The sequence below is a fragment of the Pseudoalteromonas sp. NBT06-2 genome (genome assembly GCF_002276045.1).
Classification (GTDB): Bacteria; Pseudomonadota; Gammaproteobacteria; order Enterobacterales; family Alteromonadaceae; genus Pseudoalteromonas.
In genome coordinates this window covers 14,850-38,747 of record NZ_NQMR01000068.1, presented here as the reverse complement: position 1 = coordinate 38,747, position 23,898 = coordinate 14,850, and the positions used below count along the sequence as shown (strand labels likewise).

The following is a 23,898-nucleotide window of genomic DNA, read 5'->3' as shown; positions in this document are numbered from 1 at the left end:
TTTAAGTGTGTATTTATTCCTTCTCTAAATATTTGTTACGAACTACGGGCATAATTTAATAACTTTTTAAGATCTTTTATCATACCTTTATTCGTCATTCTATTAGCTTGTTCATCATTGGTAATTGGATAAGTCAATACAACCAAGCCCATATGATCTATTAGGTATAAAGCGTCTTGTTTAAGCTGCTCTTTATTGTAAATATAATTTTTAAAACCTATCGCTACAACTTTTTCTCTTCCTAATAAAACTAAATCAACTTTACCCTGATTTTTACCTAAGGCTAAGTAAACATTTTTTATTTCAGATCTGCGTTTCGTACAAATGTCATTGCATTGCTTGGGAGAAATATATGCAATTGACCACGCTTTGGGGTTTATTTCTGTCCAAGAGTTTAGCTTTATCTCTTGTGTTAAAAACTCTCCTGTATTAACTGTCTTGGTTGGAATTAAGTCTAATTTTAATACCATATATGCCAAAGCTAGTGGTATGATAAAACTGACAATGAAAATAATAATTGTTTTTTTATTTGTCATTTACTTCTCCCGTAGGAATTTGTGTATTAAAGTCACTGCTTTTTGTTTGATTATTATTTTGACTACGTACAGCAAATATAAAAATACCTAAAGCAGCGATACCAATTAGTAGCCACTGTAAAGCATATGCGTGATGTTTTTCTGGCGGCATTACCACATTTTGATAATGTGGTTGTGCATATGGATTTTTATCTATTGCGTATGCTATAAAATCAACTAACTGCTGGGTGCTTTGTTTTGTTTGCATTTTTATATCGATAAATTGAATCAATTTTGGCCAGCCTTGAACCGATAACTGAGCGCCATTAAGATAAAAACCAGCTAAATCTCCCTGTTTTAATTGTACGTTTATAGCAATTTCATGATTAGGTAATTGAATAGTAGGTAAATTATTTCTACTTTCACCTTGAGCTATCCAGCCAAAGTTTACCAATAAGGCTTGGGAGCTATTTGATGGGTAAAAAATTGTAATAACATCATAGCCTGGGCGGCCATTCAGCGTTCTGTTATCTAGTAACCAATACTTATGTGTATTAAACTTACCTTTCGTTTTTAACTGCAATCCCGTTTTATTAAAAGTAGCAGGCAAATAGTTAAGCTTTGCCCAGCTAAACTCTCCTTTATTTTTCATCGCTTCGATATAGTCTAGTCTTTGTTGTTTATTTTCAGCTCTTTGTAATTGCCATGCAGCTAAATACAAACACAAAGATACTACCAAAATCACCAAAATTAATGATATAAATGAACAATGATATTGTTTACTTCTTAAACTAATCAACATAGACACTTCCGGAGAAAAAGATGTTAGTTAAAATTATTATTGCTTTACTATTGATTTTTATCGTATTAAATCTTTTTAAAGCTTTATTTGTTATGTTAAAAAATGATCCTGATGGACCTTCTATATCTCAACTACTTGGTCGCAGGGTAATGTTTTCAGCTTTTGCCATGATATTTATTATTGTTGCTATTATGCTCGGTTGGATCACGCCAAATTCAAGTCCATTTTAGTTAATATTAAATTTGCGAATAAATTCCCGCCTACAAATTCCCTGTTGTAGACGGGCTTCAATCCCTTGAATATATAACACGTCTGAAGCCCCGCCTAGCATCAATATCAAATTACATAAACAAACATAAATAGACCTAACCAAACTACATCAACAAAATGCCAGTACCATGCTGCGGCTAAAAACATAAAGTGATTTTTTGGACTAAAATGCCCTTTGAATACTCTTAGCATAACCACAAATAACATAATTGTGCCTAATGTCACATGCATGCCATGAAATCCGGTCAACATGAAAAAGGTATTACCATATATGCCAGACTCTAAAGTTAACCCTAATTCATTATAGGCATGTATATACTCTTCAACTTGCAAAAATAAAAACCCGATACCAAGCAATACAGTGAGCATCATAAATACTTTAAGCTGAGTACGTTTATTTTTTTCTATTGAAACATGAGCAAAATGCACTGTGATAGATGAGGTTAATAAAATTAAAGTATTAATTAATGGCAACCCTTGCCATCCCATAGCTTGTGTCGTTTCACCTGATGGCGTGGTTAATAATGGCCAAGCCGCTTCAAAACCATTCCATAAAACTTCATTGGTCATTACATTATTATCAGCACCTCCTAACCAAGGTACCGATAACATTCGGGCATAAAATAAAGCACCAAAAAATGCAAAAAAGAACATGACTTCAGATAAAATAAACCAAGCCATACCCTGCCTAAAGGAAACATCTAATTGCTTTGAATACAAACCTGCCATAGACTCATCTATCACATTTTTAAACCACCCAAATAACATATACAGGATCACTATAATCCCAACTAATAATACATATTGGCCAGAGCTTGCTTCTTTTCCCATTTGCATTACGGTTAAGCCCGCGCCAACTGCGATAAAAAATAACCCTACGGCACCTACAAATGGCCATGGACTTTGCGCTGGGACATAATATTTTTCATATTGTTCTTTCATTTACTTGCTCCTTGGGAGGACCCCATCTGACCGCTTTGCGTAATATCAAATACGGTGTAGGACAAAGTTAATTCTTCAATTTCTATAGGTAGTGCAGTATCTATGTAAAACATCAAAGCAAGATCAGCCTCTTCTCCAGCCGCTAATGCCTGCTGATTAAAACAAAAACACTCAATTTTATGCATATATTTCGCAGCAAGCCCCGGTGATATAGACGGCACAGCCTGCATCATCCGATTTTCACTACTTATATTTTTAGCTTTAAACACTACCTTGCTCATCGCACCAGGTTGCACCGAAATCACAGCTTGATCAGCCGAAACCTTAAAAGGTGCTTTATTTTGAATATGAGTTATAAAACCCACATCAACTATTCGGCTAGTATCTATGGTTTCGCTTACCTTTGCTTGTTCTAAACTTGGTTTGCCATTAAGTCCGGTGATATCGCAAAAAACGTCATATAACGGCACTAAAGCAAAAGCAAAAGCAAACATACCAATACAAGCAAAAGCTAAATTTCGTATTAATTTCCCCTGACTAGTCATTGTCTAATTCTTTATTTTTGGTGGTGTTTCAAAGGTATGATATGGCGCGGGTGAATCTACCTCCCACTCTAAACCTTCAGCAGCATCCCATACTTTTGCTGGGACTTTATCACCACCTTTTATACACTTATAAACCACAACAACAAACAGCAGTTGTGATAAACCGAATGCAAAACCACCAATACTAATAATCGCGTTAAAGTCAGCAAACTGCAGTGCATAATCAGGAATACGTCTAGGCATACCTGCTAAACCAACGAAATGCATCGGGAAAAACAATACATTTACCGAGACCAATGATAACCAGAAATGCCATTTAGCCAGTGCAATATCAAACATGTTGCCAGTCCATTTTGGTAGCCAATAATATACTCCTGCCATAATCGAGAAGATCGCCCCTGTTACCAATACATAATGAAAATGCGCCACCACAAAATAAGTATCATGGTATTGGAAATCTGCAGGTGTAATTGCCAACATCAGACCTGAAAACCCACCTATGGTGAATAACACTACAAATGCAATCGCAAATAACATTGGCACTTCAAAGCTCAGAGAACCTCGCCACATGGTTGCGACCCAATTAAAGACTTTTACCCCAGTAGGAACCGAAATCAGCATCGTGGTATACATGAAGAATAACTCACCCGCTAACGGCATCCCCGTAGTGAACATATGATGTGCCCAAACGATGAAAGATAAAAATGCAATCGAAGCGGTGGCATATACCATAGAAGCATAACCAAATAGTTTTTTACGAGAAAAAGCAGGAATAATAGAAGAAACAATACCAAAGGCAGGTAAAATCATTATGTATACTTCAGGGTGACCAAAAAACCAGAATATATGTTGAAACATCACTGGGTCACCACCACCCATAGCATTAAAGAAGCTAGTCCCAAAGTATTTATCGGTGAGTACCATAGTGACCGTACCTGCTAATACTGGCATAACAGCAATTAATAAAAATGCGGTTATCAGCCAAGTCCAAACAAATAAAGGTAATTTCATCCAAGTCATGCCTGGCGCACGCATATTCACTATGGTAACGATAACATTTATCGCTCCCATAATTGAACTCATACCCATAATGTGAATTGCAAATACAAATAACGCAGTATTATCATTACTATATGTTGTTGAAAGTGGTGCGTAAAAAGTCCAACCAAAAGCAGGGCCGCCACCTTCCATAAATAATGACCCAAGTAAAATTGCAAATGCAAATGGTAAGATCCAAAAGCTCCAGTTATTCATTCGCGGTAATGCCATATCTGGTGCGCCTATCATTAAAGGCACCATCCAGTTAGCTAAACCAACAAAAGCTGGCATTACGGCACCAAATACCATAATAAGACCATGAACCGTTGTCATTTGATTAAAGAAATGCGGATCAACTAATTGTAAACCAGGTTGAAATAACTCAGCCCTGATCACCATAGCCATACTGCCACCAATTAAAAACATCACCAATGAAAAAACTAAATACATTGAACCAATATCTTTATGATTGGTTGTATACAGCCAACGTTTAATCCCCTTTTCAGGTCCATGATGATGCTCTGTGTGAGTGTCATCATGATCAGTTATGCTCACACCTTCTTGCGTTTTAATTTGATCTAATTGTTCTTGTGTACTTTCATTATCTTGAGTAATAGAGTTCATTATTCATCACCCCCTATTCTGGCTTTAATTTGGCTAGGTTGCACTACATCACCCATATTATTGTCCCAAGCATTTCGCTCATAGGTCACAATTGCAGCTAATTGTTTTAAAGTAAGCTGCTTGGCAAATGCTTGCATTGCCGTACCTGGCGTTCCATGTAAAACCATATCTATATGCGCATTTACATCACCCAAAGCAATTGGACTTGATTTTAATGCTGGGAATACACCAGGGATCCCTAAACCTGTAGGTTGATGACATGCAGCACAGCTAGACATATATACTTGCTGACCTAAAGTCATAAGCTCTTCTTTTGATAATGTTTGAGATAATAATGCTTGATCTGCTTGTGCTTCATTTTGTTTCTCTTTTTGGCTTTCAATTAACCATGCATCAAACTCAGTAGGTTTTTTAGCAACCACAACTACAGGCATAAAACCATGATCTTTACCACACAATTCTGCACACTGACCTCTATATGTACCCGGTGTATTTACTCGGGCCCAAGCTTCATTAATAAAACCTGGGTTAGCATCTTTTTTCACCGCAAAATCAGGCACCCACCAAGAGTGAATTACATCATCTGAAGTTATTAAAAAGCGTACTTTTTTATCTGTTGGGATCACTAAAGGTTTATCTACTTCAAGTAAGTAATGTTCACCTTTGCCTTCTTTGTTAGTTATTTGATCTTGTGAGGTAGACATAATGGAATAAAAATCAACATCCCCTTTTTTACCTTGGTAGGTCAAATATTCATAATGCCATTTCCACTGAGAACCAGTTACTTTTATGGTGAGATCCGCTTTAGAGGTATCTTCCATTGCAATAAGTGCTTTAGTAGCAGGTACAGCCATACCAATTAAGATTACAAAAGGAATTGCAGTCCATAATATTTCAATTTTTGTACTTTCATGAAATTGGGCAGGTTTAACCCCTTTTGATTTTCTATGATGGAATATAGCCCAAAACATTAGGCCAAAGACAATTATGCCTATCACGCAACAAATCATAAAAATGATCATATGCAATTGATAAACGTTTTCACTTATATCGGTTACTCCAACTCTCATATTAAGCGAGCTATTTGCAAAACTTAATTGAGGGATAAGCAATATAAGCCACAAGGTAAAGCGCACGACACCCATGTGACATCTCCTTTATGCTTAAAGCAAAAAAATGGCAAAGATATCAATCGAATAAAATAACCTCAGACTAGGTAATTAAATTTAACCTCTAACGCACTATGCCATTTCACTATTATTATTGGTATTTATTTTTATTACTGTTTTAAATTAATTTTATTTTAAACAGCTCTATAACCAATTAGTCTATGATTGTTATTTGTGCAAGTTTTAACAAAAAAACAACAAGTATATTTTTGATAAATTTGTAAAATCAGTAAGTTAATAAAAAAAATATGAAAGGGAAATTTAGATAAAAGCAGTAAAAACAAGCTTTGTAGCTAGATAGGTAGAAGTTTTCTATTAGAAAATAGAATTTGGATAATTTTTATTGATATGAATGAAATTTGAAGTATTTAATTTATAATAATGATAAAAAACGCTAATATACATTTATCTGAATAGACATTAGCGTTAAAAAGCTTGAACCTAGATGTAAATTAACTTACATCCAGTCTGCTGTTCTAATAACACCTACGGCTAAGCCTTCAATATTAAACGACTCACTTTCTGAATCTACTACAATATCTGAAAAATCTTTATTTTCAGGGTGTAAGAGCACTTTATCTCCCTTTTTTTCAAAACGTTTAACGGTGACATCGTCACCCACTCGGGCAACAACTACCTGACCATTATTAGCAATTTGCGTTTTATGAACGGCTAATAAATCTCCATCCATAATGCCTATATCTCGCATACTCATACCATTAACACGTAATAAGAAATCAGCCGCTGGTTTAAACAAATCAGCTGAAACTTCGTAATGGCTTTCGACATGCTCTTGCGCAAGTATCGGAGAGCCCGCAGCGACTTGACCAATTAATGGTAAGCCAAGTTGCTCAGGTTGATCTTCTTCAACAACACGAATACCACGGCTAGCGCCAGGTACCATTTCGATCACACCTTTTTTAGCTAAGGCCTTTAAATGCTCCTCAGCTGCATTTGCACTACGAAACCCGAGAGATTGTGCTATTTCAGCCCTTGTTGGAGGCATGCCTGTATCTTTGATAAATACTTTAATTAATTCTAATATTTGTGCTTGTCGTTTTGTTAATGGACGCATACAACTGGGTTTCCATACAGTACATGTTACTGTGAGTATATACAGTTAATTTAAAATGGTAAACATCTATTTAAAGATGTTCACCATTTCATAAACTTCATGGTCAGGCCAGTTCTATAATAAATATTGAATAACTGATATCCTTACGCAAATTTTTTTCTTAGGTAAACTAATGGCATTTTTTTCTTTTTTGAATACAGGGTTTAACTTATTAACTAAATTAGCTAATAGTATCTTTGTAAAAAGCAAACTGCTCCCTGAAGATCCTTGCTCACAATTAGGTCTTAAAGCCAATTTACCAACTTTTTATATTACTCGACTAAACTCTCGCAGTGATATAGCTGCATTAGGACATCAATGTAAAAAACTGGGGTTACCTAATCCAAGAAAAAATCAAAACTTAGGAGACTATTCACTGCCAAGTTTAATTCCTTTAGCAAACCCTACTCCTTTATTTGGCTCTAAAATAAAAAAAACAAACGCTTTGGGTCAAGGTGAAATAATATTTAAAGCGTTGCAAGATAACCCTGAGCAAACAGTGCAGATTATCCCTGTCACCATATTATGGGGCAGGGATCCAGGTAAAGAAAAACCTGGACTAAGTACTTTATTGTCTCATTCTTTAAGCCCTAGTTGGTTGCGTAAATCTTTAGTTGTTATATTTTCAGGTCGAGATAATATTATTCGTTTTAGCCAAGCCGTTAACGCAAGAGAATTGCTAAATAAAAAACATGCAACAGATAATTTACCTCATAAGCTAATTCGAGTGGCACGTGCACATTTTAAACGTCAAAAGTTGGCTGTAACAGGACCTAAACTACCTTCAAAAGACCAACTATTTCAAGGATTATTAGCTTCTAAAAATATAAAAAAAGCAATTGCTGATGAAGCTAAAAGCAAAAATATTAGTAATGATAAAGCACAAGAAAATGCTTTAAAGCAACTCAATGAGGTTGCCGCTAATTATAACGACGCTGTTATTGGTGTTTTTGCAAGAGTGCTCACTTGGTTATGGAACAAACTGTATAATGGTATTGACGTTAAAAATATTGAGCAAGTGAATGAACTAACGCAAAAAGGTCACGAAGTTATTTATGTGCCATGTCATAGAAGTCATATGGATTATTTGTTATTAACTCATGCTATTTATCAGCAAGGATTAGTACCACCACATATAGCTGCAGGAATTAACCTTAATTTTTGGCCTGCAGGTCCAATATTTAGGCGTTGTGGTGCGTTCTTTATTCGCCGTTCATTTAAGGGAAATAAACTTTACTCGACTATTTTTAAAGAATACCTATTTCAGTTATTTAACAAAGGTCATTCGATAAAATTTTATACGGAAGGTGGCCGTAGTAGAACAGGTCGATTGCTAGCACCTAAAACAGGCATGTTAGCGATGACTATACAAGCTATGCTCAGAGACTTAGATAGGCCCATTTCTATCGTACCAGTTTATATTGGCTATGAACATGTAATGGAAGTAAGTACCTATCTAAAAGAGTTGGCTGGTGATCATAAAAAGAATGAGTCTATATTCGGTATATTTAAAGCGATTAAAAATTTAAAAAACTATGGTCGTGGTTATGTTAATTTTGCAGAACCAATAAACGTAAATCAATTTTTAAATGATAACCAGCCTGATTGGCGTGATTCTATTAGTGATGATGACTCTATAAAGCCACAATGGTTAGGCAGACAAGTAAGTGATTTAGCGCAACAGATCATGGTAAATATAAATAATGCAGCGGCATTAAATTCAATTAACCTACTCGCGCTCATATTATTAAATAGTGATAAACATGCTTTAAGTCGGCCTGAAGTATTAACCCAACTAAAACTTTATTTAAACCTGCAAACTCATGCACCTTATACAGATAGGGTGACGCAACCAGATGAAGATGCGCACACACTATTAGAACATGCGCTTAAACTAAATAAGTTAAACTTATTACAAGATTCATTTGGCGATATTGTAGTAATTAAAGATAAAGAAAAAGTGCTATTAAACTATTATAGAAATAATGTAATACATCTTTTTTGTGTTCCAAGTTTGTTGGCTCGTTTTATTTTACAACAACAAAAAACAAATATAGAAAGCTGTAAAAAATTAGTAGGAAAACTTTATCCATTATTTGCAGTTGAGTGGTTTTTAAAACCTTTAGCCAATGATTATATAGAAACGATCTTAAATAACTTACATGAGCAAGGTTTAATTCAAGTTATAGGAGATGATATATCTATCATCAGTGATTCTAGCAGTGCATATTTTCAGCTAGATTTACTAAGTCGTATAATTGACTGTACTTTACAAAGATATGCTGTGGTATTGGGCCTTATTCCAAAAGGATCTGGAGTGAGTCGCGCTCAATTAGAAACAAGTAGCCAAAATTTAGCACAAAGACTTAGCTTGCTACACGGTATAAAAACACCAGAATTCTTTGATAAAAAAGTTTTAAATAGCTTTATTTTAGGCCTCAAAGAAAATGAATTATTAGAAGTTGATCATAATAATGATTTTCAATCTAGCTCAGAGCTTATTGAACTCTATGATAGAGTAACTCATTTACTTTCACCTAATGTTTTACAGTCGATTGAACTTACTACATCTCAACATAACAATAAATGCATAGGCTAATAAGATTAGCCCTACATTATTAAAACTGACTATCTCCTTTGGCGGATCAATCCTTCTTGCATGGTTGAAGCAATTAAGACTCCGCCTTGGTTAAAAAACTGTCCTCTCACTAAACCTCTGCCACCACTTGCAGATGGACTATCGACTGCATATAAAATCCATTCATCCATTTTGAATTCTCTATGAAACCACATAGCATGATCTATGGTGGCAACTTGCATATTAGGCTGCATAAAAGAAAGGCCATGAGGCTGTAATGCCGTTGGTAAAAACTCAAAGTCAGATGCATAAGCTAATAAATATTTATGAATACGTGGATCACTTGGCATTTCACCAGAGGCTTTGAACCAAACATAACGATTTGCCAATGTCACTTCAGGCTTAAATGGGCTTTGAAAATTAACCGGTCTTATTTCAATAGGCTTATCACATAATACTTTTTCTCTTATTTTTTCAGGGATCAAACTGGCATTTTCACGATAAAACTCTAATGAAGAGCGTAAGTTTTCAGGTCCAGGAACATTAGGCATAGATGCTTGATGGGTTACACCCGGCTCTTCATTATGAAATGATACCGTCATATAAAATATAGGTTTACCATTTTGAATCGCTTTAACTCTGCGAGTGCTAAAGCTTTTACCATCTCGAATATTTTCCACGTCATATACGATAGCTTTTGAAGCATCCCCTGGACGTAAAAAATATGAATGCAGTGAATGTACCAACCGTTCTTCAACTACAGTCTCTTTTGCAGCTGATAAAGCTTGCCCCATTACCTGCCCACCAAAAACAGCTTTAAATCCTAAATCTTGACTATTACCTCGATAAAGCCCTTTTTCTATGGTTTCTAAATCCAATAATGACAATAAATCATCTAATACTTGGCTCATAACTTATACCTTATTTTTTCTAAATAACGATTTAGAGCTATTTCAGTTAAAGGCTTACTATATAAATAACCTTGAGCAAATGAACAGTTAAGTGATTTCAAAAATGTAGCTTGCGCATTACTTTCAACACCTTCGGCTGTCACATCTAATTTTAGACTTTTGGCCATCGATACTATACCTTCAATTAAGGCTCTACTTTCATTATCTAATACTAGGTCTATCACAAAAGATTTATCTATTTTCAGATAATTGATGGGAAATTTTTTTAAATAACTTAATGAAGAGTAACCCGTACCAAAATGATCAATGGATATTGAAACATCTAAGGCTCTCAATTGCTCTAATTGATTTAACGTTGATTCATCATCATTCACTAACAAACTTTCGGTAATTTCTAGGATTAACCTTGAGGCCGGTAGTCCTGTTTCAAATAATATTTGTTTAACTAATTTGGTAATATCCTGTTTTTTAAATTGATAACTAGATAAATTAACGGATATTGAAGGAATTTTTGTTTGTTTTGAATTAAACCAACTCATCGCCACATTACAAGCTTGCTTTAATACCCATTCACCAATGGGTATTATTAAGCCTACATCTTCCGCTAAAGGGATAAACTCCTCTGGTGAAATAATACCAAATTCGCTATGTTGCCAACAAATTAATGCCTCACAGCTTGCAACTTCACCGGTTTTCAAGTTGATTATAGGCTGAAAATTTAAACTTAATTCATTATTTTTTACCGCGCTATGTAGTGCTTGCTCAAGGGCTCTACGACGCTGTGCTTCAACATCCATTGCATGTGTGAAAAAGTAACTGGTATTACGGCCTATTTCTTTCGATTTGTACATGGCACTATCTGCATTTCTTAATAAAATATCAATATCAGAACCATTTTCAGGATAAATAGCAATGCCAATACTCGCTGATATAATTGCTTTTTTTCCTTTTAAATCATAAGGGAGAGACAATGATATTAAGAGCTTATTAACAACTGCTTCTACATTATGTAAGTCATTAATGTCAGGTAATACCAAAGCAAACTCATCGCCACCAAAACGTGCAACTGTATCTGCCTTTCTTAAGTTTTTATTAATACGGTTTCCAGCTTCAATTAACAATAAATCGCCTGCGGCATGACCAAAAGTATCATTTATATATTTAAATCTATCTAAATCAATAAATAACAATGCCACTAGCTTATTACTTCTTTTGGCTCGCTCAATGCTCCGAGAGAAATGTTCTATAAATAAACCTCTATTAGCTAGTCCTGTTAAAGAATCAAAGTTAGCTTGCTTCCAAATACGTTTTTCATCCGCTTTTCTTTGCGTTATATCACTAAACAAAAAAACATATCCTTCAACATGATTATTAGGATCCTTCATGGTCGATACGGCCAACTTCTGCAGGTACCTCTCACCATTCTTTTTTTTGCTCCAAAGTTCTCCTTGCCAATGTCCTTGATTCTCTATGATGGTAAATATATTTTTTAAATAAACAGCATCTTCAGATGTAAATTTAAACTGGGTTAAACTATGATTAATCACTTCATTTTCTCGGTAACCCGTAATATCACTAAAAGCATTATTCACTTTTATAATTTGATTTTGAGTATTAGTGATCATCACAGCTTCACTTGCTGTTTCAAACACGCCAGCTGCAAGTCTTAATTCTTTTTCATTTTTTATTAATTTTTTGCGGGATGAATTAACATGGCGTAACGTAATAACAAGCACAAGAATCAGTGACAACATAAATAAAATTGCAGCCGAAAAAATATATATTAATAATTCACTTTGATTTTTTAATTCCTTAGTTTGTAACTCGACCATAGCTTCTAATTGCGTTTGGTAGTGCCAAAGATCAGCTTCTAATCCTCGTTCTTTAGAAATATCCCTAATAATTGAGTAAAGTAACGTTTTTCCATCGAAATTGAGCGGGACAGAGTACACCTCAACAGTTTTTATTTCTGAATTTGCTAATCGATGCCTAAATATAAAAAAATTACGCCCTTGTTGTTCGGCTAATCGTCTTTCCTCTGATACTTGCTTTGGCGTTAATGTATTTACCTGTTGAATAGTCATAGATTGTAATTGTTTTTGACTATAACCATAAAATTGGCTAGCTGCATTATTTGCATGTTTGATATGCCCACTTCGGGGATCTATCAAAAGCATAATAGAATTATGCTTATTAAAAAAATCCCAAAATGTGGGTGTTGCTAAAGCCACCAAAGGCATAAGCAAAATCAATAATAAACTACGAAATATAAAAATAACATACTTCATAAGTAACTTCTAAGAACCTATAAATAAATTAAACAAACTAATTATTCATTATAAATTTATCCCTATTTACATTTAATCTAGATATAATGGATTTGATAAAGATAATAAATAGAAATAAATATTGTTAAAAATAATCATCTATTTACTCATTTTAAATTTTTTCAGTAGTCCGATTTATGCTGAACGTTTAGCTGTGCTTTATCCTGAAGTAAGAGCGCCATATAATCTCGTTTTTAAACAAATATTAAATGGCATACAATCAAAATATAAACAAGATATTGAAAACCATGCCTTAAAGAAAAATTATGACCCAGAGCTGCTTTTAAAAAAACTTAAAAGTAACAATGTCGATATGGTAATTACTTTAGGTCGTCGTGGCTTTTTAATGGCTGATTTATTAATGAATAACATCTCTTTTGTCAGTGGTGCACTGCCTTTAAAACCAAATGGTATTTCCGGAGTGAGCTTAATCGCAGATCCCAATAGTTTACTCAATAAACTATTAGAACTTGCACCCAATACAAAAAAAGTTCATGTTATTTACAGTCCTATTAATCAATGGCTAATTGATTTAGCACACAATGCCGCAAAACAACGCCAGTTAACGCTAAGTAGTTATAAAGTTAATGATTTACCAAATGCAATTGCCACATATAAACAAGTGATTAAATCAGCTGATAACCAAAAAGATGCCTTATGGTTACCCTTAGATAAAATCACGTCCAATGAAGAAGTCGTTCTACCTTTAGTGTTAAAGCAAAGTTGGAGAAAAAAATTACTGCTTTTTTCATCTAAACCCTCTCATGCTAAACGCGGTACTTTATTCTCTGTTTTTCCAAATAATGAAGGTTCGGGTGAACGCTTAGTACAAATGGTTAAACAACTTTATTATCAAAAAACAAAACCTGGTGTTGAACCAATGAAAAGTAACAAATTAGGAGTCAATTTAAGAACAGCTGATCACCTCGGATTAAAATACAGTAACGGACAAAAAGAATCTTTCAGTGCTACCTATCCAACCCCCCTATAATTGAGAGGCACCTTTGCTTAATAAACAATTTAGTTTTAGTAAACGTTTACTGATTATGGTGGTATCTTTAGTTTCTATATTGTCATTCTTAGCCGCTATTTTAAATTATTTCAGTTCAAGTATACAAATCGAAAAAAATCTAAAAGAATATACAACCCAAATCGCCGAAGACTTAGCTCATAGAAGTGTGCTTAGTTTAGTTACTCATAATAAACAAGATGCTCATGATGCACTTTCTCCTATTATGAATTTTCAAGACATTTTAGGCACAGCTATATTTACCTCTGAAAATGTGGGAGTTTATCATCAGGGTAAGTTTTGGCAGTCACAACATGCGCAAATTATTGATGAGTTAAAGATAATTGATACATTAGATTCGTGGAAAATAATGGCACCTGTTTATTTAAAATCTACAGAACAAAGTGAACTCCAGTTTGATGAACCTACCGAGCAATATTTAGGGTATATATCGTTAAATGTGAGTAAAGCTTCATTACATTTTATTACCTCAGAATTACTGTATAGAAATACTATAACAGGTTTAATTATAGCTTTAATTGTTGGCATATTAACCGCAATTATTGTGACGCGATTGACCCAACCAATTCGAGAGCTATCCTTCATCATGGATCAAGCACGTAAAACACAAGAATTTAAGCTTGCTCCAACGAACGGCCCTCAAGAAGTTCAAAAAATGGCCTATAGTTTCAATCAATTGATGCAAACATTACAACATCAAGAACAAAATCTTAAAAACTACAACGATCGGCTGAGTACTGAAGTAGAGTTAAGAACGCAAGAACTCATCCAAGCACGAGACAGTGCTTTAACTGCACTAAGAACTAAATCAGAATTTTTAGCCAATATCAGTCATGAATTACGCACGCCATTACAATCGATAATTGGGTACATTGATTTGGTATCTGAAGAGCTAGAGTTTGCAGTAATGCTGCAAGAAGTTGAAGATTTAAACAAAGTAAAACAAGCAGCTGGACGTTTACTAAACTTAATAAACTCGATCTTAGCACTCGCAAAGACAGAATCAGGAAAAATGGACGTTAATATTCAAAAAACTTCATTAGAAGCAATCATTAAAGAATGTGCAAGTACAGTCTATCCATTAGTAAAAAACAATAAAAATACATTATCTATTGATACATTTAGTGATATAACACTATCTACTGATAAAGAAAAACTATTACAAATCATTTTAAACCTACTATCAAATGCGTGTAAATTTACACACCAAGGAAAAATCACGATATCAATTGATCACATGCATAACACATTTCGATTAACAGTAATCGATAATGGTATCGGGTTAACGATACAACAACAAAAGTACATTTTTGAAGAGTTCCATCAAGTAGATGGTACAGAACAAAGAAAATATGGCGGAACTGGACTCGGCCTAGCGATATCAAAAAGTTTCGCTAAACTTTTAGGTGGTAATATAAAAGTAAGTAGTCAATTTGGCGAAGGATCTTGCTTTACACTGGAGTTACCAATCACAGTGAAACACAAAACCTATTAAAATCAGGCTGATGTATGATGAAAAAAGCAAATATTTCGTGGTTAGTATTCCTATCACTTTTCTCTTGCACAACTTGGGCATTAGAAGAGTTAGAAAAGAATATGTTTGATGATGGCGATGAATTTGCTGACTTTTATGGCGGTGATGAGTTTATATCGATAGCAACAGGCTATAGTAAGCCGATCAATAAAGCCCCAGCCGTTGCCAGTATCATAACCAAACAGCAAATTATGCAATCAGGCGCACAAGATATACGTCATGTATTAGAAATGGTGCCTGGTCTACACATTGAAAAACACCCGCAAAATAATTTAGATAAATTTGTTATTCGAGGTATTTCATCCACTTATAATCCTCAAACTTTATTAATGATCAACTATACACCCATAACGAGTTTATTCACTGGTAACCAAAGTAATGTATGGGCCGGGATGCCTATTAAAGCAATTGAAAGAATTGAAATTATTCGAGGACCCGGTTCGGCTATTTATGGAGCGGATGCATTCGCAGGTGTTATAAATATTATTACTAAAAATGGTCAGCTCAACTCGAAAAATAACATGGGTCTTACTATCGGTAACTTTAATAACCGTAATAGTTTCATTCAATTTTCAAATAATGATTCTGACTTAAAATATTTTCTGTCGTTAGAATATGGCAAAACAGATGGTGAAGCCCCAACAGTTAATCATGATGCGCAGTCTCGTATTGATAATGCAATAGGAACAAATGCTTCTTTAGTACCTGGTACTGTAAATCGCTCAGTGGATACCACTGAAGCTAGAGTTGAAGCCAATTATAAAAACTTAACTTTGAGACTTGGCTTTCAAGGTAGATATAATATTGGTACTGATTTTGGTATTGCTAGTGCCTTAGACCCCAATGGTCGCTATGGTAGTGAACGCACAACATTCGATTTAACTTATAAAAAACAAATATTGGATAAATGGGAATATCAATTTAAAACAAGCTATTACCATGGCACTATGAATTCGGAAGAAGATACATACCTTTTTCCTGAAGGTGGATTTTACGGCATGTACCCTGATGGCATGATAGGAAATCCTGAATACAAAGAACAAAATACTCGAGCCTCAGCTACCTTAAGTTACAAAGGAAATAAACATTTAATTCGCATGGGGTTAGGTTTATTTGACGGCGGAATTTATGAAGTAAAAGAAAGCAAAAACTTCGACTCTGCATTTATGCCATTACCGCAAGGCTTAACAGATGTAAGCGATACCGATGCCGTATATTTACATGAAAATAGAAGAGATAATCATTACTTTTACTTACAAGATGAATGGAAAATTTTAACTGATTGGGAGCTTACTATTGGTGCCCGCTATGATGATTATTCTGATTTTGGTTCTACCCTGAACCCTAGATTAGCCTTAGTATGGTCAGCTGATTATAACTTATCTTTTAAAGCCTTATACGGCCAAGCTTTTAGAGCCCCTTCTTTTACTGAGTTATATGCAATTAATAACCCTGTTGCGCTAGGTAATACCAATCTAAAACCGGAAGTGATCAATACCTATGAGCTGGCACTCAATTATAAACCTAATAATAATCTTGAATTAGATTTCAATGTATTTAATTACCATATAGATGATAGCATTCAATTTGTACCAGATACTGGCGCAAATACAGTATCTGCGAAAAATTCAGGTGAACAGACTGGTCATGGCATTGAGGTTGAGGCTAAAGTAAAGGTAAATACTAACTGGTCGATATCAGCTAGTTATGCCTATCAAGATTCTGAGGTAAAGGTTGATATTTCACAAAATATCAAAATTATCTCTCCTCCAGGCCATGCAGCTAATCATTCCGTTTACTTAACAAGTCATAATCAAATCTCTGATATTTGGCAGCTAAATGTGCAATGGAATTACATCGGCGAACGAGAAAGAATGGATAATGATCCTAGAGAGGCGTTAAATGGTTACCACAAAGTTGATGCAACCCTAATTGCATCAGAATTGATAAACAATGTTAATTTATCTTTTTCAATAAAAAATTTATTAAATTATGATATAAAAGAATCCAGTATAGGACCAGCTCAAGGTGCTAGTACTGTTGATCTTCCTGATGATTTACCACATTATAAACGGAGTTTATGGTTTAATGTAAAATATAATTTTTAAATATTTCAATCGCATTACTCAAATTCGAGTGATGCGATTGATCCTTATAATATTATACTTTAGGCCAAGACCTTGGCAAGTGATTCCCTAGATATTTAACCGCTGATACTGGTAAGTTAAAAAAATCACCTTCCGCATTATCTCTAGCTTCTAGATAACATGGCAACATGCCTGCATTAAAGCAGTGAATCATAAAAGCTTGATATTCTAATAAAGTAAAACCCAAATCCGCACAGATAGCATTATAAAGCGCACTAATATTCATCTCTAAACCTTTATTACGCTTTAAATAGTCTCCAATATCGAATGCAATTTTATAATATTTACCTGATTTAAACCCTAAATCAGATACTTTTTTCATAAAATGAGGCACTCTTTCATCTGTCGCTGAAATAGGTCGACCATAACCATAAAGTATATTATTTTCCTTAATCTCTTGTTTTAAAATTTCATCTAATAATTTACCCTGTTTAAGCCTAATATTTACTCGTTTAAAAAGGTCAAACCCTTTAGTAAACGCCGTTTGACCATAAATAGTCGCTTCAGTTAAAGCCATAGCAGCACTATTGGCCAAGCAAATACTTGCCCTGACACTACCCGCTAAAGCCATTACTTGATTAGGCCAAATTCGTGGATCTGGGTAGCTTGTTGATAGCCATATATAATTTAAAATTTTAACTTCTTTCAAACTATATTTTCTTGCTTTAATGCCAAAAATTAATAATTCAAACCAGGTTTTATCTCCTAATTCATGATGTAAATCTTTTCCTCGATAAACAGCTCTCTCACCCAAGAAAGCAGCCCCTATTTCAGTTGAATAACTCTCTAAATCTAAGGTTTGCTGCATGGTTTTAATCCTTCTATTTCAGGTAACCCTTTAAAACCCGGATCATTTTTCAAATTAATTTTTTTCGCAAAAGGAAAATTTTTCCAACCTAAGCTTTTTTGCTCTATAGCATGGTGGGCTGCCCCCACTAATTTTGCTTGTAAATAATGATACTGCGCTTGTTCAATAGATAAACCTAAATCTAGATACACACAGGCTGCAACAGATATCATGGTTAAGCCTTTTTGATGATATTGCGTTAACGCTAAATGATGATCATATAGATACTGAATTTTAGTCGTGTTTTTTACAGAGCTAAGGACTTTGAGTGATTGCAATACAGGTAATGGAGTCACTTTAGATTTTATCTCAAAGCCTGGTATATGCTCAAAGTCAGGTAATATTTCAGCTTGAGTTTTTTTATTTTCAAGCCAAATCCAACTCTCTATTTTTTCATCTGCTTGTTGCCAACTTTCTATTAAACTTTTTAACTCATTAATACCAGATAGATTACCCGATGAAACAGCTAAAGATGCCATTAAGGCCGCTGCAGGAGATGAGCCACCCACACCTGCATTCATTGCAGCACGAACTGAAAAATCTCTCGGTCCTGCATTTGCTAAACAGAACTCTAATACATTAAATATTTTTTTTTCATCTAATGAAGGTGGCTTTCCCAATAACAATAAGAGTTTTAAATCTGTCAAATCTGCATAAGATAGCATATCGCCATATACATCATAACCATGGCATAAATGCTTTTTTGTTTGGTATTGATCTTGGGGATCCGTAATTTCATTCCATGAATAGGACTTCAAATATACTTCACTCATTTTGCATCTCCACTTGTTGCCAGCCCTTTGATCCTTTCTCCCATAGGAGGAATAACAATTGGATCTATATGAATATCGATTAAAGTGGGAGCCTTAAGCTCTTTCAATACCAACCAATTAATCTTAGTTAAGTCATTAATATTAGTGATCTCAAGACTATTAATCCCCATAGCTTTAGCCATTGCTGAAAAATTAATATCCGGCAATTCATACCCCAAAGGTTCTGCCCCACCAAGTAGTTGTCCATGCTTTACCATTCCCAATGCGCTATCATTTAAAACAATAATCACAACAGGTAAATTATGCTGCTTTGCAACCGTAATTTCTTGAGCACTCATTAAATAAGATCCATCTCCAGTAATGCAAATCGTGAGTTTATTTTTTGCAATACAAGCAGATCCAATTGATGCGCCGATAGCCCAAGTCATAGCACCCAATCCTGTCGCTATCCGATAATAACCTTCATAATCGGCACGTAAATAATAATGACTTGCCCATGACCAGGCGTTACCAGCATCAATAAAGGTACGTGTATCTTCAGGTAAACTTTGGCTTAAGTACTCAAATAAAAACTGAGGATGTAAAACTTTATCGCGAGCTAAAATTTCAGTTTCTTGCTCTAAATAAGTAGCAATATCATGAACAATCAGGTTTTTTTGCTCTATTTCGGGGTCATGAAGCAACTTAATTAATATAGAAGGGATATGACCGTGTAGATGTAAATTAGCCATAGTCGAGCGTGAAAAATGTTCTAAATTTTGATCTATATGTACTAGCTTATGATTCAATAACAAAAGATCACCACCACTTGTAGCTAACTCCCCCAACTGAGTACCAATTGCTATTAACAAACTAAATTTTTGGTTTTCGATTAACTTTTTAGCTTTTTGATGACCAGCGAAGCCATAAACCCCATAAAATAAAGGATCTGTTTCATCAACCCACGCTTTTCCCATCATGTCACAAATAATCGGGGACTGAAGTTTATGGGCTAATGTCATTATATAATTACCACATGACTGAGCACCATTACCTATAAATAAAACGATACGACTTGTAACTTTTATCTTGGAGCATAATTGGTGATATGCCAAATGATCAAACATAGGCCTTGTCCGAGTGAGTAATTTGACATTTTGTAAAGGCTTAACTTGGGTTATTTTGCCTAAAATATCAGACGGAATACTTAAATGAACAGGGCCTTTTGGTTCTGTAAAGGCGGCTAAAATTGCGGTTTTTAGCTTTCGCTCTAACTGCTGTACATGTGATACTAAACTACTATATTTGGTACAATGCTTAAACATGCCGATCATATCGATTGCTGAGCAAGAACTATCCTGTAAAGCACCACTGCCAAATTTAACAATCGCAACTTGTGCAGTTATCACTAACATAGGAATATTGTCAGTATATGCGCATGCGACACCGGTTAATAAATTAGTTGCGCCTGGTCCTGTTGTGGCGCAACACACACCAAGCTTTCCTGTTTCACGACTAAAACCATCGGCCATAAAAGCAGCACCGGCTTCATGACGAGCAACGATAAGTTTGGTTTTTTTGTTCCTTTCACTTCTTGCCAATGCATTTAAAAATGGTTCAATAGCACCTCCAGGTACACCAAATACAAACTGACTTTCAAATTCATCTAAATAACGAATTATCAAATCAGCGTAAGTTTCTTGTGAATTTGAAAGTAGCTCCGTATGCTTTTGTTCCAACACGAGTGTTGTCATATAAACCTCCAATAAAAAATATCAGCGACATGCTGATACTCAGAAGTAAAGGTTAATAATTAAAAATCACAAGCAGAGTCTATACCCATGATACCTAAAAATTCTCGATTTCAGCGAGAATTAAACAGGATTTAGGTAAGATATTAATTGAAGATAATGGTTGCTCCCTTATTAAAATTAATAACGCAGCATAAACCCTGTTTAAACTCGCCGAGACGGCGCTTTTGAGCAAACCCATTTTATCATTGGCTCCAAAGGTGCCTATTCCTGCATCAATACGCCTTGAATTGGGCTCGCTCAGATAGCTCTGAAATATGCATTTTGAAGTAACATGGGTAAAATAATAGCTATTTTATAATTATCAATCGAGTGATAAATTCTTTTTTCTTATAGGAAATAATATATTTAATGGCTTGGGCTTCCCGATATAAAAACCTTGTGCGAAATCAACATCGATTTCTTTTAATAGATTCAAAATTTCTTTATTCTCAACAAATTCAGCCACCGTTTTTTTATTTAACGCTTTAGCAACTTCACATATTGCTTTAACTAACGCTAAATCGATCTTATCGTGAACCATCTCTTTTACAAAAGATCCATCAATTTTAACTGTGTCGGCGGGTAAGTTTTTAAGATAAGAAAAAGTACTAAATCCAGTACCAAAATCATCAATTGAAAAATCACAACCTAGTTTTGATAACTGAGATATCATATTTTGTGTCGCACTTAAATTTGATAAGGAAGCACTTTCTGTCAATTCAAAAATAACGCTTTTTGGTTCAATACTATAAGCTTTTAAAGAGCTTTCAACCAATGGTAATAAACGTTTATCTCTAAATGCGTACGCAGATAGGTTAATTGCTATTTTTTTTAGTTCTGGATAGTTGGCAAGGTCTTTTAACGCGCAATCTACCACATGATGATCCAATAAGTTCATATCATCAAATTTTTCTAAAGTCGGTATAAATTCATTGGGATAAATAAGTTTACCTTCAACTGTCAACCGCACTAAGGCTTCATAATAAGCAATATCATTTGTTTTTATATTAATGACAGGTTGATAGTGCATTTCTAAATGATCATTTTCTAGAGCATGATGTAAAATATGAATCCACCGCATATTACTTCTAAATTCATCACTTTCTTTATCATCCGCTGTAAAACAATGTACTTGGTTTCTGCCTTGCCCTTTTGCTACATATAATGCGATATCTGCACGTTGTAAATATGTTTGAGCATTTTTTTCCTTGCCATCAATCATGCTCATGCCAACACTACAAGTCACCTTATAAATCTGATCTTCAAAATAAAAATGACCTGATGCAACATCTTTACAAATGAAATCAGCTATTTTTCTTGCTGATACTATATCGGTATATGGCAGTAAAATAGCAAATTCATCTCCACCAATACGGCATAAAATATCTGTTTTTCGTAGTTTGTTTGTCAATTGTTCTGATATGTCAGTTAAAACTAAATCACCTTGGCCGTGTCCCTGAGTGTCATTGATCGATTTAAAATGATCTAAATCTAAATATAATAGCCCATGTTCTTGCTCTTGCCTTTGTGCTAATAACGAAAACTCACTCAGCTTTTGATCAAAATAATGCCGGTTATATAATTGTGTTAAAGGGTCATGAAGTGCTTGATAAGCTAACTTATCTTCAGCTATTTTTCTTGAGGTAATATCATCAATAGTCACTGAAATAGCGACTTTATTTTGATTCGGAATACGATTAAAACGAGCTTCAATCCAATGTTCGTCTTCATGCCTGTGTTTTAACTTTAATTCTAGTTTTTCTTTTTCTAACTCCCCATTAATCAACTTAGCCATTACATTTTTATAGCGTGTATTATTAATCGAGCCTGTGTCACTTAAAAATTGTGATAAACATACATTTAAAGTTTGTTCAGTCGAGTAGCCTGTTAAATTAAACCAAGATTGATTTACAAAACATATTTTGCCGCTTTCATCCAACTCCAACACACTCGTTGTTAAATTATCAAGTAGCCTTTGGTGCGCCATAGCGAGTGAGTTTTTAGCTATTTCATTATCTTTTAATGTTGTTATGGTTTGCGCAAATTGTGCATTACTAACTAAAAAGTCATCTCTTCTCGCTGCAATATCTATTACCTTTCTCAGCTGTTCAGCTCTGAAAGGTTTACTAATAAAATCACATGCACCTTTAAAAATCAGTTCCTCAGCAAGATCCATCGAACCATGCGCCGTCATTATTACCACTGTTTGCTCTGGTTTTTTCTTTAAAATTTCATCTAATACTTCTGTTCCAGATATACCTGGTAGCATAATATCTAGCAATACAATCTCATATTCACCTGCTTGCCATTTCGATAAACCTTGTTTACCGTCACTTGCTATTTCAACACTATATTTATGACGCAGCATACGATTAACCAAATCAGCTGTATCTTCAGCATCTTCGATAACCAATATTTTATTTTGAATTAAATTGATTTCTTTAATGTGATGTAACGTGATTAATTGAGGAATTTGTTCATATTTCTCATATGGTAAAATAGCATTAATACCAAACTCCTTCGCAGTTGTTTCTGCGATGCGTTCACACCAAGTCGAAGCTAACATAATAAAAGGGGTTAACGCTTTGCAATTAAAAACCCCTGAACGTACCATTCTAACTAATCGCCAACCATCTAGTTGACCAATTTCAATATCACTAATAACACATGAAATATTCTCTGTTTTCAACAAGCTTGCCGCACATTTACCATCATAAGCTTCAATAATTTGATGCTCACTATTATTATTTAAAAACGCTACAATTTTTTCTCGAGATTTAGCATTTGAATGTACTAATAATATCTTCAGGCTGGTAGGCATATTATGAAACCTAAGAGGTTAAAAAATAAAAGATGTCAAGCATGTTAACATGGCATATTTTAGTTACAAGTTTATTTTAAAGCCTTTCAATAAAAGCTTTTGACTTACTTCAACTAGCTGTTTTAAAACAAATGTTATT

18 protein-coding genes are annotated in these 23,898 nt (G+C 34.4%); 5 read left to right on the top strand and 13 right to left on the bottom strand.

Features of this window, described 5'->3' with window-relative positions:
* Positions 1-35 precede the first annotated feature (35 nt).
* Both CJF42_RS13920 and CJF42_RS13915 read right to left on the bottom strand, forming a co-directional pair.
* Positions 36-536 carry a redox-active disulfide-containing membrane protein gene (locus CJF42_RS13920; RefSeq protein ID WP_095367270.1) on the bottom strand — a complete coding sequence of 167 codons (501 nt, stop codon included), beginning with the start codon at positions 534-536 and terminating at the stop codon, positions 36-38.
* Positions 526-1,317, bottom strand: coding sequence for an SURF1 family protein (locus CJF42_RS13915; protein ID WP_095367269.1), 792 nt, complete (start codon positions 1,315-1,317; stop codon positions 526-528). Before CJF42_RS13915 ends, CJF42_RS13920 begins: the two co-directional genes overlap by 11 nt.
* Before the next feature lie 20 nt (positions 1,318-1,337).
* On the opposite strand from CJF42_RS13915, the gene CJF42_RS13910 reads away from it, so the two are divergent.
* Complete coding sequence (locus CJF42_RS13910; protein ID WP_095367268.1) at positions 1,338-1,547, top strand: DUF2909 domain-containing protein; 210 nt, start codon at positions 1,338-1,340, stop codon at positions 1,545-1,547.
* Between the two features lie 106 nt (positions 1,548-1,653).
* Here the strand turns inward: CJF42_RS13910 and CJF42_RS13905 are convergent, their stop codons facing one another.
* The 5 genes from CJF42_RS13905 to lexA all read right to left on the bottom strand — a co-directional run bounded on the left by CJF42_RS13905 (position 1,654) and on the right by lexA (position 6,980).
* The gene (locus CJF42_RS13905) at positions 1,654-2,529 is read right to left on the bottom strand and encodes a cytochrome c oxidase subunit 3 (protein ID WP_095367267.1); all 876 of its coding nucleotides are present in this window, start codon (positions 2,527-2,529) and stop codon (positions 1,654-1,656) included.
* Positions 2,526-3,074 carry a cytochrome c oxidase assembly protein gene (locus CJF42_RS13900; RefSeq protein WP_095367266.1) on the bottom strand — a complete coding sequence of 183 codons (549 nt, stop codon included), beginning with the start codon at positions 3,072-3,074 and terminating at the stop codon, positions 2,526-2,528. The genes CJF42_RS13905 and CJF42_RS13900 overlap by 4 nt, the downstream gene beginning before the upstream one ends.
* 3 nt (positions 3,075-3,077) lie before the next feature.
* Complete coding sequence (gene ctaD / locus CJF42_RS13895) at positions 3,078-4,736, bottom strand: cytochrome c oxidase subunit I (protein WP_252097613.1); 1,659 nt, start codon at positions 4,734-4,736, stop codon at positions 3,078-3,080.
* Positions 4,736-5,881 (bottom strand): cytochrome c oxidase subunit II, encoded by a 1,146-nt coding sequence (gene coxB, locus CJF42_RS13890; protein WP_095367265.1) that lies wholly within the window; start codon positions 5,879-5,881, stop codon positions 4,736-4,738. Before coxB ends, ctaD begins: the two co-directional genes overlap by 1 nt.
* A gap of 481 nt (positions 5,882-6,362) precedes the next feature.
* Positions 6,363-6,980, bottom strand: a complete 618-nt coding sequence (gene lexA, locus CJF42_RS13885) for a transcriptional repressor LexA (protein WP_095367264.1) — start codon at positions 6,978-6,980, stop codon at positions 6,363-6,365.
* 172 nt (positions 6,981-7,152) lie between these two features.
* Between lexA and plsB the strand changes: the two genes are divergently transcribed.
* Positions 7,153-9,618 (top strand): glycerol-3-phosphate 1-O-acyltransferase PlsB, encoded by a 2,466-nt coding sequence (gene plsB, locus CJF42_RS13880; protein ID WP_095367263.1) that lies wholly within the window; start codon positions 7,153-7,155, stop codon positions 9,616-9,618.
* Positions 9,619-9,647: 29 nt separating this feature from the next.
* Here the strand turns inward: plsB and tesB are convergent, their stop codons facing one another.
* A complete protein-coding gene (tesB, locus tag CJF42_RS13875) occupies positions 9,648-10,508 on the bottom strand; it encodes an acyl-CoA thioesterase II (protein WP_095367262.1) in 861 nt (286 codons plus the stop codon).
* Positions 10,505-12,796, bottom strand: a complete 2,292-nt coding sequence (locus CJF42_RS13870) for a sensor domain-containing protein (RefSeq protein ID WP_252097612.1) — start codon at positions 12,794-12,796, stop codon at positions 10,505-10,507. Before CJF42_RS13870 ends, tesB begins: the two co-directional genes overlap by 4 nt.
* A 121-nt stretch (positions 12,797-12,917) precedes the next feature.
* On the opposite strand from CJF42_RS13870, the gene CJF42_RS13865 reads away from it, so the two are divergent.
* The 3 genes from CJF42_RS13865 to CJF42_RS13855 are packed head-to-tail and all read left to right on the top strand — an operon-like array spanning position 12,918 to position 17,507.
* The gene (locus CJF42_RS13865) at positions 12,918-13,826 is read left to right on the top strand and encodes an ABC transporter substrate-binding protein (RefSeq protein WP_095367261.1); all 909 of its coding nucleotides are present in this window, start codon (positions 12,918-12,920) and stop codon (positions 13,824-13,826) included.
* A gap of 13 nt (positions 13,827-13,839) precedes the next feature.
* Positions 13,840-15,360, top strand: coding sequence for a sensor histidine kinase (locus tag CJF42_RS13860; RefSeq protein WP_095367260.1), 1,521 nt, complete (start codon positions 13,840-13,842; stop codon positions 15,358-15,360).
* Positions 15,361-15,374: 14 nt separating this feature from the next.
* Positions 15,375-17,507: a TonB-dependent receptor plug domain-containing protein gene (locus CJF42_RS13855; protein WP_095367259.1), complete on the top strand. Its 2,133-nt coding sequence runs from the start codon at positions 15,375-15,377 to the stop codon at positions 17,505-17,507.
* A 52-nt stretch (positions 17,508-17,559) separates the two neighbouring features.
* Here the strand turns inward: CJF42_RS13855 and CJF42_RS13850 are convergent, their stop codons facing one another.
* From CJF42_RS13850 to CJF42_RS13835, 4 genes are all read right to left on the bottom strand, one after another.
* On the bottom strand, positions 17,560-18,354 hold the full coding sequence (locus CJF42_RS13850) for a citrate synthase family protein (RefSeq protein WP_095367258.1): 795 nt from the start codon (positions 18,352-18,354) through the stop codon (positions 17,560-17,562).
* Entirely contained in the window at positions 18,339-19,166 is an 828-nt protein-coding gene (locus CJF42_RS13845; protein ID WP_095367257.1) for a citrate synthase family protein, read from the bottom strand. Before CJF42_RS13845 ends, CJF42_RS13850 begins: the two co-directional genes overlap by 16 nt.
* Positions 19,163-20,899: a thiamine pyrophosphate-binding protein gene (locus tag CJF42_RS13840; protein ID WP_095367256.1), complete on the bottom strand. Its 1,737-nt coding sequence runs from the start codon at positions 20,897-20,899 to the stop codon at positions 19,163-19,165. The genes CJF42_RS13845 and CJF42_RS13840 overlap by 4 nt, the downstream gene beginning before the upstream one ends.
* Before the next feature lie 361 nt (positions 20,900-21,260).
* The gene (locus CJF42_RS13835; protein WP_095367255.1) at positions 21,261-23,759 is read right to left on the bottom strand and encodes an EAL domain-containing protein; all 2,499 of its coding nucleotides are present in this window, start codon (positions 23,757-23,759) and stop codon (positions 21,261-21,263) included.
* Positions 23,760-23,898 lie beyond the last annotated feature (139 nt).